13 protein-coding genes and 1 riboswitch are annotated in these 12,562 nt (G+C 69.5%); all 13 genes read right to left on the bottom strand.

Annotation, left to right across the window (positions count from 1 at the left end):
* Positions 1–119: 119 nt before the first annotated feature.
* The 13 genes from QSJ40_RS10365 to rpsB all read right to left on the bottom strand — a co-directional run bounded on the left by QSJ40_RS10365 (position 120) and on the right by rpsB (position 12,313).
* Positions 120–779, bottom strand: a complete 660-nt coding sequence (locus QSJ40_RS10365; protein ID WP_259872484.1) for a methionine ABC transporter permease — start codon at positions 777–779, stop codon at positions 120–122.
* Positions 776–1,858, bottom strand: a complete 1,083-nt coding sequence (locus tag QSJ40_RS10360; protein ID WP_206391100.1) for a methionine ABC transporter ATP-binding protein — start codon at positions 1,856–1,858, stop codon at positions 776–778. The genes QSJ40_RS10365 and QSJ40_RS10360 overlap by 4 nt, the downstream gene beginning before the upstream one ends.
* Positions 1,859–1,893: 35 nt before the next feature.
* Complete coding sequence (locus QSJ40_RS10355; protein ID WP_285730752.1) at positions 1,894–2,772, bottom strand: MetQ/NlpA family ABC transporter substrate-binding protein; 879 nt, start codon at positions 2,770–2,772, stop codon at positions 1,894–1,896.
* A 99-nt stretch (positions 2,773–2,871) separates the two neighbouring features.
* Positions 2,872–2,984: riboswitch (SAM riboswitch) on the bottom strand.
* A gap of 102 nt (positions 2,985–3,086) precedes the next feature.
* Positions 3,087–4,361 carry a 1-deoxy-D-xylulose-5-phosphate reductoisomerase gene (gene dxr, locus QSJ40_RS10350; RefSeq protein WP_285730751.1) on the bottom strand — a complete coding sequence of 425 codons (1,275 nt, stop codon included), beginning with the start codon at positions 4,359–4,361 and terminating at the stop codon, positions 3,087–3,089.
* Positions 4,362–4,511: 150 nt separating this feature from the next.
* Positions 4,512–4,799 carry a GlsB/YeaQ/YmgE family stress response membrane protein gene (locus QSJ40_RS10345; protein WP_006214452.1) on the bottom strand — a complete coding sequence of 96 codons (288 nt, stop codon included), beginning with the start codon at positions 4,797–4,799 and terminating at the stop codon, positions 4,512–4,514.
* 214 nt (positions 4,800–5,013) lie between these two features.
* Positions 5,014–6,633 (bottom strand): monocarboxylic acid transporter, encoded by a 1,620-nt coding sequence (locus QSJ40_RS10340; RefSeq protein ID WP_285730748.1) that lies wholly within the window; start codon positions 6,631–6,633, stop codon positions 5,014–5,016.
* A 4-nt stretch (positions 6,634–6,637) separates the two neighbouring features.
* Positions 6,638–6,967 carry a DUF485 domain-containing protein gene (locus QSJ40_RS10335; protein ID WP_051990437.1) on the bottom strand — a complete coding sequence of 110 codons (330 nt, stop codon included), beginning with the start codon at positions 6,965–6,967 and terminating at the stop codon, positions 6,638–6,640.
* Between the two features lie 183 nt (positions 6,968–7,150).
* Positions 7,151–7,771, bottom strand: a complete 621-nt coding sequence (locus QSJ40_RS10330) for a DivIVA domain-containing protein (protein ID WP_259872487.1) — start codon at positions 7,769–7,771, stop codon at positions 7,151–7,153.
* A 6-nt stretch (positions 7,772–7,777) separates the two neighbouring features.
* The gene (locus QSJ40_RS10325) at positions 7,778–8,653 is read right to left on the bottom strand and encodes a phosphatidate cytidylyltransferase (protein ID WP_006214448.1); all 876 of its coding nucleotides are present in this window, start codon (positions 8,651–8,653) and stop codon (positions 7,778–7,780) included.
* The gene (gene frr / locus QSJ40_RS10320; protein WP_006214447.1) at positions 8,653–9,210 is read right to left on the bottom strand and encodes a ribosome recycling factor; all 558 of its coding nucleotides are present in this window, start codon (positions 9,208–9,210) and stop codon (positions 8,653–8,655) included. The genes QSJ40_RS10325 and frr overlap by 1 nt, the downstream gene beginning before the upstream one ends.
* 125 nt (positions 9,211–9,335) lie before the next feature.
* Positions 9,336–10,130, bottom strand: coding sequence for a UMP kinase (gene pyrH / locus QSJ40_RS10315; RefSeq protein ID WP_285730744.1), 795 nt, complete (start codon positions 10,128–10,130; stop codon positions 9,336–9,338).
* 272 nt (positions 10,131–10,402) lie between these two features.
* The gene (gene tsf / locus QSJ40_RS10310) at positions 10,403–11,239 is read right to left on the bottom strand and encodes a translation elongation factor Ts (protein ID WP_006214445.1); all 837 of its coding nucleotides are present in this window, start codon (positions 11,237–11,239) and stop codon (positions 10,403–10,405) included.
* Positions 11,240–11,410: 171 nt separating this feature from the next.
* On the bottom strand, positions 11,411–12,313 hold the full coding sequence (gene rpsB / locus QSJ40_RS10305; protein WP_006214444.1) for a 30S ribosomal protein S2: 903 nt from the start codon (positions 12,311–12,313) through the stop codon (positions 11,411–11,413).
* Positions 12,314–12,562 lie beyond the last annotated feature (249 nt).

The following is a 12,562-nucleotide window of genomic DNA, read 5'->3' as shown; positions in this document are numbered from 1 at the left end:
CGTCGTCGTGGTCCCTCAGGACGGGGCCCGGGGAAAGATGAGGATCACGACGGCGGGCGCGGGTCCGGCTCCCCTGGAGGAAGCCGGGCCCGCGCCCGTGAGGCGGTGCCGCTGACGGGTCAGCGGCGCATGATCCTGCGCGCCATGGCGTTGCCGACGAACTGCACGGTCTGCACCAGGACGATGATGACCGCGACCGCAGCCCAGGTGACCTCGTCGTTGAAGCGCTGGTAGCCCAGCCGCAGCGCGAAGTCGCCCAGACCGCCAGCGCCGATGGCACCGGCCATGGCGGACATGTCGGTCACACCGATGACCAGGAACGTGTAGCCGAGCACCAGAGGGCCCAGGGCCTCCGGCAGGATCACCGTGGTGATGATCCGGAACCGCGAGACGCCCATGGAGCGAGCCGCCTCGATCACACCGGGCTCCACCGACATGAGGTTCTGCTCGACGATGCGCGCGACCGCGAACAGGGCGGCGATCGTCATGGCGAAGATCGCGGCGTTCTGCCCGAGCCTGGTCCCGATCACCGTCTCCGTCAGCGGGCCGAGGGCCGCCAGCAGGATGATGAACGGGATCGGCCGCACGAAGTTCACGATCAGGTTGATCGCGGTGTTCAGCGGGCGGTTCGCATAGATGCCGCCCGGACGCGTGACGTACAGCGCGACGCCGAAGACGAGGCCCAGGAACCCCGCGATGATCATGGTCACCACGACCATGTAGAGGGTCTCGCCGATGGACGTCAGCAGCTGAGGGCCGAGAACGGACCAGTTGGTCATGCCGACACCTCCTTCACGGTCGTGGCCTCTGCAAGCCGGGCGATCGTGTCCTCCACGGCCTGCGGCTCGCCCAGCAGCTCGACGGTCAGGGAGCCGAAGGACTGCTCCTGCAGCACCGACACCCCGCCGAACACGATCCTGAAGCCCACGCCGCGCTCAGCGGCGGCGCGGCTGAGCACCGTGCCGACATCGACGCCCTCGCGGATCTCCATGACCACCAGGCGGCCGTCGTGGCGCGCGCGCAGGTGCGCGAGCTCCTCGGCGTCCGGCTCGGCGTGGACGACGGTGGAGACGAAGCGACGGGTCGTGGGCGACTGCCCGGCCGAGAAGATCTGGGCCGTGGGGCCCATCTCGACCACGCGTCCGCTGTCCATGACCGCGACGCGATCGGCGATCGAGCGCACCACGTCCATCTCGTGGGTGATCAGCACGACCGTGATCCCGAACTCCCGGTTGGCCCGGCGCAGCAGCGCCAGCACCTCCTGGGTGGTCTCCGGGTCCAGTGCGGAGGTGGACTCGTCGGCCAGCAGGATCTTGGGGTTGGCAGCCAGCGCCCGGGCGATGCCCACGCGCTGCTTCTGCCCGCCCGAGAGCTGCTCGGGGTAGTTGCCCGCCCGCTCAGAGAGCCCGACGAACTCGAGCAGCTCCTTCACGCGCGCCCTGCGATCGGCCGCCGACCAGCCCGCCTGCTTCAGCGGGTACTCGACGTTGCCGGCCACGGAGCGCGACGTGAACAGGTTGAACTGCTGGAAGATCATGCCGATGTCGCGACGGATCGGGGCCAGCTGATTCTCGGTGCGGCCGTCGACCCGGCGGCCGTCGACCTCGACGACGCCGGAGGTCACCGGCTCCAGGCCGTTGATCAGGCGCACGAGCGTGGACTTGCCGGCACCCGAGTAGCCGATCACGCCGAAGATCTCGCCTCGGCGGATGTCGAGGGTGACATCGTCGACTGCGGTCACGTCCCGCTTGGTCCTGCCCTTGCCCGTGGTGAAGGACTTGGTGACGCCGTCGAAGCGCACGATCGCCTCGGTCTCGGGCCCGGGCCGACGCCGCTGCGTGTCAGCGGCCTCGGCCACCGGCTCGCTGCCGGGGTGGAACTGCTCGGCCGGGGTCACTTCTGGAGGTCCTCCTCGTAATCGGAGAGGACCTGCTCCAGCTCCTCCTGCGAGAGGTCCATGGTCACCGCGGTGCCCTTGCTGTCCTCCTTCTCGGCCTCCTCGACCTCCGGGGTGTGGAAGAGATCGGCGACCTTGTGGAGGGTCTCGTCGTCCTTGTTGGCCTCGGTGGTGGCGAACAGGTTCACGTACGGACGGGCGTTCTCGTTCTCGGCGCCGTCGGAGGCCAGGGCCGAATCGGGATCGATGTCGCCGCGGGCCAGGAAGTCGTTGTTGATGACGGAGCCGGCCACGGAGTCCAGAGACAGCACGGTCTGCTCGGCCGAGACCGGGGTGACGGAGACCTTCGAGGCCTCGGTGTCGATGTCCGACTCGGTCGGGGCGGTGGTGTCCGAGGTGAACTCGACCAGGCCGTTGGCCTGCAGCAGCAGCAGCGCGCGCGACTGGTTGATCGAGTCGTTGGGGATGGCGATCTCGTCGCCGTCCTGGATGTCCTCGAGCGACTCGTACTTGTTGGAGTACAGGCCCAGCGGGTAGATCGAGGTCGAGGCGATCGGGGTGATGCTCTCCCCGGAGCTGTTGTTGTAGTCCGCCAGGTACGCGATGTGCTGGAACCAGTTCATGTCGACGTCGCCGGAGACGGTCGCCGGGTTGACCTGGCTGTACTCGGAGAGCTCGACCAGCTCGACGGTGATGCCCTCCTCCTCGGCCTTCTCCACGAGGGCCTCGTTCACGGGGGTGGTGCCGACGACGCCGATCTTGATGACCCCGTCGTCGTAGGGGGCCTCATCGGAGTCGCCGCCGCCGCCGCAGCCGGCGAGGGTCAGGCCGAGGACTGTGGTCATGGCCAGGGCGGAGAGACGGTGTGCGCGCATGGGAGGGGTTGCCTTTCGTTCAGCGAGCTGTCCGATCCCATCGGGGTGACCGGCGGCGCTGAACGTCAGGCGTGCGCATCGATGCTGCGCACGAACCCAAATCCGTGCTTGCCGCGGTGCGGAACCGGAGCCGGATGGTCATCTGGGGCACCCCACCACGGTGAGAGGGTTGCCGTCCGGCCAGCCAGAGCTTCGCGCCGGATCTCGTCATCCGGCGCAGATCCTAGCATCTGAGTCCGGTGCGGGCGAGCCCCCCACGAGGCCTGGCACGGGCTCTGGCTCAGGCACCGACTGCACGTCGGCCGCGTCCCGGCTCATCGACGCCTCTGCCTCACCAGCTCATCAGCGCGGGAGCGAGCCCAGGCCTCGGCTGCCAGCACCGATTCGAGGCTCAGCTCGTCGACGGGCTCATGCTCCCGCACGACTTCGGCCACGAGCTCGACGATCTCCAGGAAGCGCAGGCGCCCGGCGTGGAAGGCCAGGACCGCCTGCTCGTTCGCGGCGTTGAACACGGCAGGGCCGGTGGGCCCTGAAGCCGCCGCCTCCTTGAGCAGACGCACCGCTGGGAAGGCCTCCTCATCCAGCGGCTCGAAGCTCCAGATCGCCGCCTGAGTCCAGTCGCACGGCGAGGCGGCGCCCGGGACCCGATGCGGCCAGCCGAGGCCCAGCGCGATCGGCAGGCGCATGTCCGGCGGGGAGGCCTGAGCCATGGTGGAGCCGTCCACGAACTGCACCATCGAGTGCACGACGGACTGCGGGTGCACCACCACGTCGATGCGCTCCAAGGGGATGTCGAAGAGCAGGTGGGCCTCGAGGACCTCGAGGGCCTTGTTGACCATGGTCGAGGAGTTCGTGGTCACCATCAGCCCCATGTCCCAGGTGGGATGGGCCAGGGCGTCCTGCGGGCGCACGTCCCGCAGGGAATCGCGCGAGCGCCCGCGGAAGGGTCCGCCGGAGGCCGTCAGCACGAGCCGATCGACCTCTGCCGACGCGCCGCTGCGCAGCGCCTGGGCCAGGGCTGAGTGCTCGGAGTCCACGGGGATCAGCGGGTCGTCGTGCGGGGAGGCCTGCGCGGCCCGGCGCACCAGCTCACCGCCGGCGATCAGCGACTCCTTGTTGGCCAGGGCCAGCAGCTTGCCGGCCTCCAGGGCGGCAAGGGTGGGGGCCAGCCCGATCGAGCCGGTGATGCCGTTGAGGACGAGATCGGCCTCCGGCGCTCGCGCCGCCTGCACGGCGGCCTTCGATCCCGCGAGGATCTGCGGGGAATAGTCCTCCCCCAGCGCCAGGACCCGCGAGGCGATCATGCGCTCGAGCAGCGCCGCGTCCTGGACATCGCCGGACGTCGCCACGAGCGGGGCCCGGGTCTCGACGGCCTGCTCCGCGAGCAGCTCGAGGTTCGACGAGCCGGCCGCCAGGGCCACCACCCGGAATGGGGCCTGCTGATCGGCCGACGCCGCGGCGGTGCGCACGACGTCGAGCGCCTGCGTGCCGATGGAGCCGGTCGAGCCCAGGATGCAGATGCGGCGCTGGGACTCGGCCCACAGGGGAGCCTCGGGGGCGGGACGCTGTTCGCTGGAGATCTCGGACATGGCTCCAGTATGCCGACCTGCCTCCAGCGCTGCCGGAGCGCGTTGGACGCGCCCCCCTTCCGCGCACGCCCCCTGGCCCGGAGGAGACGAAGCGCCCCGCCCCTCTCGACGAGGGACGGGGCGCTTGCAGGTGCTGCGGAACGCGTCGGCTCAGCGCTCGACGGCACCGCCGCGGCTGCCCTTGGTGAGGGCGCCGTAGATGAACAGCACGACGAGCGCGCCGATGATGGCGAGCACGATCGAGCCGATGGACAGGGTGCTGCCGGCCGGGTGCAGGCCCGGGATGACCATGGCGATCAGGCCGCCGACGAAGGCGCCGATGATGCCCAGGATGATGGTCATCACGATGCCGCCGCCCTGCTTGCCGGGCATGATGAGCTTGGCGATGGCGCCGGCGATGATGCCGAGAACCAGCCAGGCGATGATGGATCCGATCATGGTGCTTCTCCTCTTCTGGGACGCCAGTGCGACGTCCCTGAACTGGGGGTCGAGTGCTCAGACTGCTGAGCATCTCCTCGAGAGTAGCCCCTGAGCGGCTCGGGGGGAGCATCCTCGCCCCGAGCCGCTGAGGCGTCTCTCACACTTCTCTCAGATGCACTTGTGCATCGAATCGCCCCAGGTCAGCCCCGAGATGATCCGAGAGCCGCGCAGCTCAGTGATCGACCGGGGGCTCGGCCCCGACTCCCGTCATGGAGCGGACCTCCATCTCGGCCTGCTTCTCGCGGTTCTCGCGGCGGCGCTCCGTGAGCGAGCCGATGATGGCCAGCAGGAAGCCGACCGGGATCGAGACGATGCCCGGGTTGGTCAGCGGGAACCAGGCGAAGTCGGCGCTGGCGATCATTGAGGTCTCCGCCCCGGACATCACCGGGGAGAAGATGATCAGCACGACCGCGGTGATCAGGCCGCCGTACATGGACCACACCGCGCCGCGGGTGGTGAAGCGCTTCCAGTACAGCGAGAACAGGATCGTGGGCAGGTTCGCCGAGGCCGCGACCGCGAAGGCCAGGGCCACCAGGAAGGCGACGTTCTGCCCCTGCGCACCGATCCCGCCCAGGACGGCCACGACGCCGATCACGACCACGGTGATCTTGCCGACCCGCAGCTCCTCCTTGCCGGTGGCCTTGCCCTTCTTGAGCACGTTGCCGTAGATGTCGTGGGCGAACGACGCCGATGCCGTGATGGCCAGACCCGCCACGACCGCCAGGATCGTGGCGAAGGCGACGGCTGAGATGAACCCGAGCAGCAGGGATCCGCCGAGCTCGTAGGCCAGCAGCGGCGCCGCCGAGTTCACTCCGCCCGGAGCCGCCGCGATGCGGTCGGCGCCGATCAGGGCCGCGGCCGCATAGCCGAGCACCAGGGTGAAGAGGTAGAAGGTGCCGATCAGCACGATGGCCCAGACCACCGACTTGCGGGCCTCCTTGGCCGTGGGGACCGTGTAGAAGCGCATCAGCACGTGGGGCAGGCCCGCCGCGCCGAGCACCAGGGCCAGGCCGAGGGAGACGAAGTCGAGCTTGGTGACCTCGCTGAGCCCGTAGCGCAGCCCGGGCTCCAGGATCGCGTGGTCGCCTGCGGTGTCCACGGCTCCCCCGAGCAGGCCGGAGAAGCTGAAGCCGAACAGCGCCAGTGCCCACACCGTCATGACCGCCACGCCGGCGACCAGCAGGCAGGCCTTGATGATCTGCACCCACGTGGTGCCCTTCATGCCGCCGATCAGCACGTAGGCGATCATCAGGACGCCCACGGCCAGGATCACCACGGACTGCCCGGTGCGGGAGGTCACCCCCAGCAGCAGGGATACGAGCGCACCCGCGCCTGCCATCTGCGCCAGGAGGTAGAAGAGCGTGACGCTGAGAGTGGAGATCGACGCCGCCATGCGCACGGGGGTCTGGCGCAGGCGGAAGGACAGGACGTCCGCCATCGTGAACTTGCCCGTGTTGCGCAGCGGCTCGGCGATCAGCAGCAGAGCCACGAGCCAGGCCACGAAGAACCCGATCGAGTACAAGAAGCCGTCGTAGCCCTGCACGGCGATCGCGCCCACGATGCCGAGGAACGACGCCGCCGAGAGGTAGTCGCCGGCGATCGCCAGGCCGTTCTGGGTGCCGGTGAAGGAGCGGCCTCCGGCGAAGTAGTCGGCCGCGCTCTGCGTGGACTTCGAGGCGCGGATGACGACGACCAGGGTCACCGCCACGAAGGCCAGGAAGATCGACATGTTGATCCAGGGCGATCCGACCGTGCTCGAGGAGGTCTCCGCCAGGGAGATCTGGGGGCTCATGGGTTCAGGCCTCCTGTCCGGTGCTGCGGGAGCGGGAGGCGAAGTCGCCGGCCTCGAGATCGGCGCGGATGTCCTGCGCCTGGCTGTCGAGGTTCTTGTTCGCGAAGACCACGTAGGCCGCGGTGATGCCGAAGGTCGTCACGAACTGCAGCAGGCCCAGGATCACTCCGAGGTTCACGTTGCCGAGCACCTCGCGGCCCATGAAGGACGGCGCGTAGATGGACAGCAGGACGTAGAGGAAGAACCAGACGAGGAAGAACACGGTCATGGGGAACACGAAGCGGCGGTGCGTGCTGCGCAGGGACTGGAACTGAAGCGAAGCCTGGGCCGCCATGAAGTCCTCTGCCGTCGGCTCCGCGATGCGGGGCTGGTCGGTCACGGGGATCCTCTCGATGAAGAGTCGACGTGAGCTCTGTTACTCACAGGTGTGACACACACCATAATCAGCGATCTTCAAGGTTGAGGGCGCCACTCCGAGAAATGGCATCGAGTTGCCAAGACTTCCCCCGGCCGGCGCTCAGTCCAGGATCAGCACCAGGTCCACGAGGGCGTCCAGGAAGGCATCGACCTGGTTCTCCTCGTACACGTCCTGGCCGTAGGCGGGGTCGAACACCGCGCGGCGGATCATGTCGGCATCCGGGGCCTGCTGGCGATCGATCTCGGTGAGCACCGTCTCGCACAGCTCATCGACCTGTCGGGCGCTGTAGCCACGGGTCGAGGCCGACGACGGGGCGCGGAAGCGGTGTCCGCTCGGACGGCGGAGCCGGCCGTAGATCTGCTCGAGCCGTCGGTCCATGCCGTCGTCCCAGGCCTGGGGGCCGTCCTCCGCCTGACGGCGCCGGGCATGGGCTGCGGCCGCACGGTCCTCGAGCCGATCGATCGCCGCGTCGACCTCGGCGGGGATGTAGCCGCCGCGCTGACGCCGGAAGGTCGCGGTGCGCAGCGTCTCGGGCTCAGGAAGCACGCTGTCGTCGGGCTCGTCATCCCCGGGGCCCGAGCCGAGCAGCGGGAGCAGCAAGGCGTCGACGTCGGCGACGCGGTAGCCCCACGAGCGCGAGGCGACCCGCCCCAGGCCCTCCTGCGGCGCCTGTGCGCCTGCGGTCCCCTCGGCGTCAGGGGTGTCGGCTGCGGTGCTCATGACGGATCAGCCTCCTTGGCCGAGCCTGCCGACCGCGACCAGCAGCTCGAAGACCACGTAGCCCACCGGGATCGCGAAGAGGATCGAGTCGATGCGGTCCATGACCCCGCCGTGGCCGGGAAGGAGGTCGCCCATGTCCTTCACCCCGAGCTCGCGCTTGACCATGGACTCGGAGAAGTCGCCGAGTGCGGAGACGATGACGAGGAAGAAGGCCAGGACGGTGCTGTGCCACCAGGGGACGTCGAGCATGAGCGCGCCCAGCACCGTGCCGAGGATGAGGGAGCCCAGCATGGACCCGGCGAAGCCCTCCCAGGTCTTCTTGGGGCTGATCCGCGGTGCCATGGGGTGCTTGCCCCACAGCACGCCGGCGATGTATCCGAAGGTGTCGTTGCCGACCGCCATGAGGATCACGAGCAGGACCTTGGCGGGGCCCTCCGGGGTGTGGAACAGCAGGACCGCCAGCGAGATCAGCAGGCCCGCCCAGGTCACCGCGAACAGCGACGACATCACGGACAGGACCATGCCGTCGGTCCGCCCGAAGACGCGGCAGAGGATCACGACGGTGCAGACCAGGATCAGCGCGATGATCAGCGCCTCGGACCCGCCGACGAAGGCGGCCAGCGGCAGCACGGCCGCGCCCACGGCGGCGGGAGCGCGAGGCACCTTGATGCCGCCGCGGGCCAGGGCGCCGCAGACCTCCCACACGCCCAGGCCCGCGGCCGCGGCGGCCAGGAGGGCGACCACCGGCGGCACCAGGAACAGGCCGACGAGGAGCACGACGATCAGCCCCGCGCCCACTCCGATCGCGGCAGGCAGATTGCGGCCTGCGCGGGAGGTCTTCTGGGCGGGGGCGGACGACGGCTCTTCGACGACGGTGGGCATCAGACCTTCAGCAGCTCTGCTTCCTTGTTCTTGGCCGCGGTGTCGATCTGCTCCGAGGCCTTCTTGGTCAGGGCGTCGAGCTCCTTCTCGGCGCGCTTGCCCTCGTCCTCGCCGATCTCCCCGTCCTTGACGAGCTTCTCGATGGCCTCCTTGGCCGTGCGGCGGATGCTGCGCACCGAGATGCGGCCGTCCTCGGCCTTCGAGTGCACGATCTTGACGTAGTCGCGGCGGCGCTCCTCCGTCAGCTCCGGCATGACCACGCGGATCACGTTGCCGTCGTTGGCCGGGTTGGCGCCGACGTCCGAGTTGCGCAGCGCCTTCTCGATCTCCCCCAGGGCGGAGCGGTCGTAGGGCGTGATGAGCAGCGTGCGGGCCTCCGGGTTCTGGAAGGACGCCAGCTGGTTCAGCGGCGTGGGGGCGCCGTAGTACTCGACCGTCACGTTGGCGAACAGGGAGGGGTTCGCCCGTCCGGTGCGAATGGCGGCGAACTCGTCAGCGGCGTGCGCGACGGCCTTGTCCATGCCGGTCTTGGCTTCGTTGTGGATCTCGTCGATCACTTCAAGCTCCTTGCGTGGTCTGCGGGATCGGTGCGAGGTCCGGACCGATCAGGTGGGCAGCGCGGCTGCGGGCACTGAGGCCCAGTCTAGCGAGGCGAGTGCACACGCCGCGGGACGACGGCGGCTCAGACGGTGATGAGGGTGCCCATGTCCTCGCCCAGGATCGCGCGCGTGACACTGCCCTCGCCCTGCATGCCGAACACGCGCATGGACACGTTGTTGTCCCGGCACAGCGAGAACGCGGTCTGATCCATCACGCGGATGTTGCGGGTGATGGCCTCGTCGTAGGTCAGCGACTCCAGGCGCACCGCCGAGGGGTCCACGTTGGGGTCGGCGGTGTAGACGCCGTCCACGCCGTTCTTGCCCATCAGGACCTCGTCGGCCTCGATCTCCAGGGCGCGCTGGGCGGCGACGGTGTCCGTGGAGAAGTAGGGCAGGCCGGCTCCGGCGCCGAAGATCACCACGCGGTCCTTCTCCATGTGCCGGATCGCCCGCCGCGGGATGTAGGCCTCTGCGACCTGCTCCATGGAGATGGCCGACTGGACGCGGGTGTCCACGCCGCACTGCTCCAGGAAGTCCTGCAGCGCCAGGCAGTTCATCACGGTGCCGAGCATGCCCATGTAGTCGGCGCGCGAGCGGTCCATGCCTGCCTGGGAGAGCTCTGCCCCGCGGAAGAAGTTGCCTCCGCCGACGACGATCGAGGTCTCGACCTGTCCGACCGTGGCGGCGATCTGCTCGGCGATGTTGCGCACCACCGAGGTGTCCACGCCCACGCGGCCGCCGCCGAACACCTCGCCGGAGAGCTTCAGCAGGATGCGGCGACGCTGCCCTCGTTCCCCCGGGCTCGTGGCCGAGCGATCGGTCTCGCGATCTGCGCGCAGCGCTCCGTCGCGGATCTCCGAGGGGGTGGTGGTGGGCATGGTGCCTCCTGGCAGTCGCTGACGTGCCCCGCGGCGATGGGCGAGGCCGCGGGCGCCGCGGCCGTGTCACGGCCGCTGGGCACGGACCAGCATAGCGGCCAGCTCGGATCTGCTCTGCGGCACGGACCGGGCTCCCCCTGCACGGCGAGCTCGGTCGACGGGAAGCAACGGCGCAGACCAGGCCGGAGGCAGGCTCCGCAGACGACGAAGCGCCCCCGCCCGGTCCCGTGAGGGGCGCGAGCGGGGGCGCTTGTGCGCTGAAGCGCTGCGGATCAGGCGCCGACGCGGAAGCGGGCGAACGCCTTGGGGGTCGCACCGGCGGCCTTCAGGACGGCGCCGACGGACTGCTTGGCGTCCTTGGCGAAGTCCTGGTCGACCAGCACGTTCTCCTTGTAGAAGCCGTTGAGGCGGCCCTCGACGATCTTGGGGAGGATCTGCTCCGGCTTGCCCTCGGCCTTGGCGGTCTCCTCGGCCACGCGGCGCTCGTTCTCGACGGTCTCCGCCGGGACGTCCTCGCGGGTGAGGAAGTTCGGGGAGAGCGCAGCGATGTGCACGGCGACGTCGTGAGCGGCCGTCTCGGCCTCGGCGCCCTGGCCGTCCACGGCCAGCAGCACGCCGACCTGGGCCGGGAGGTCCTTGGAGGTGCGGTGCAGGTACAGCTCCACCAGCGGGGCCTCGACCCTGGCGATGCGGCGCACGACGACCTTCTCGCCGAGCAGCGCGCCGGTCTCGGTCACCAGGTCGGAGACCTTCTGACCGTCGACCTCGGCGGCCAGCAGGGTGTCCAGATCCTGGGCGTCGACGGCGACGGCGGCGTCCATGACCTTCTCGCCGAAGGCCACGAACGGCTCGGCCTTGGCCACGAAGTCGGTCTCCGAGTTGACCTCGACGAGGTAGCCCTTCTGGCCCTCGATGCGGCCGACGACGATGCCCTCGGCGGTCGCGCGGCCCTCGCGCTTGGAGACGCCCTTGAGACCCTTCACGCGGATGATCTCGAGCGCCTTCTGCTGATCGCCGTCAGCCTCGTCGAGGGCCTTCTTGACGTCCAGCATGCCGGCGCCGGTGCGCTCGCGCAGTTCCTTGATGTCCTTGGCGGTGTAGTTCGCCATGTGAGCTCCTTGATCGATCGTCGCCCTGTGCAGACCGTCGACGGTCCGCTCCGGGCGTGCTCCGCTCCCGATGATGCGGGATCGGAGCGAATGTCAGGTGAACAGCGGGCGGGATCGTCTCCGCCCGCGGGCTCCGTCCGGCGCCGGCGAGGGCGCCGGACGGAGAGAGGATCAGCTCTCGGTGGACTCGGCGGCCGGGGTCTCGGCGGTCTCCGCCTCAGCGGCCGGAGCCTCGGTCTGCTCGCCGGCGGCGGCGACCTTGGCGGACTCGGCGGCCGACTCGGCGGACTTCTCAGCCTCGGCAGCGGCGTTGTGCTGCTCGAGCAGCTCGCGCTCCCACTCGGCCATGGGCTCCTCGGGAGCCTCCGAGCCGCCCTTGGCACCGCCGCGGGCCAGCAGGCCCTCGGCGACGGCGTCGGCGACCACGCGGGTCAGCAGGTTCACGGAGCGGATGGCGTCGTCGTTGCCCGGGATCGGGAACGTGACCTCATCCGGATCGCAGTTGGTGTCCAGGATCGCGACGACCGGGATGCCGAGCTTCTGCGCCTCGTCGATGGCGAGGTGCTCCTTCTTGGTGTCCACGACCCAGACCATGGAGGGGGTCTTGGACAGGTTGCGGATGCCGCCCAGGGTGCGCTCCAGCTTCTCCGCCTCGCGGCGCATGAGCAGGAGCTCCTTCTTGGTGTACTGCGAGCCGGCGACGTCGTCGAAGTCGATCTGCTCGAGCTCCTTCATGCGGTCGATCCGCTTGGAGACCGTGGAGAAGTTGGTGAGCATGCCGCCGAGCCAGCGGTGGTTCACGTAGGGCATGTTCACGCGGGTCGCCTGCTCGGCGATGGTCTCCTGCGCCTGCTTCTTGGTGCCGACGAACAGGATGGTGCCGCCGTGGGCGACCGTGGACTTGACGGCCTCGAACGCGCGGTCGATGTAGGCCAGCGAGCCCTGGAGGTCGATGATGTAGATGCCGTTGCGCTCGGTGAGGATGAAGCGCTTCATCTTCGGGTTCCAGCGACGGGTCTGGTGGCCGAAGTGGACGCCGTTGTCGAGCAGCTGGCGCATGGTGACGACAGACATGTCGTGCTCCTTCATTTCTGCGCTCGCGCACCCCTGGTCCGGGCATGCGGAGCGCCGTCTGCGGTTGGTCGACGTGTCCGCCGGGTCGGCGGATCGTCCCTGGCGCACCGCGTGGAGCGGCCCCGGGAACCGGGGATTGCTCTCCGTCCGCCGCCTGCGACCGGGAGGCCGAGGACCGTGGCGGGCGGGTCGGGTCTGCGAGAGGACGGAGCCTGACGGATCCCGACGACGATGCGCGCGAAGTCAGTG

The sequence above is a fragment of the Kocuria sp. NBRC 114282 genome, from assembly GCF_030268385.1.
Lineage (GTDB): Bacteria > Actinomycetota > Actinomycetes > Actinomycetales > Micrococcaceae > Kocuria > Kocuria palustris.
Note: the sequence above shows the minus strand (reverse complement) of the source record. Positions and strands in the feature narration are given on the sequence as shown.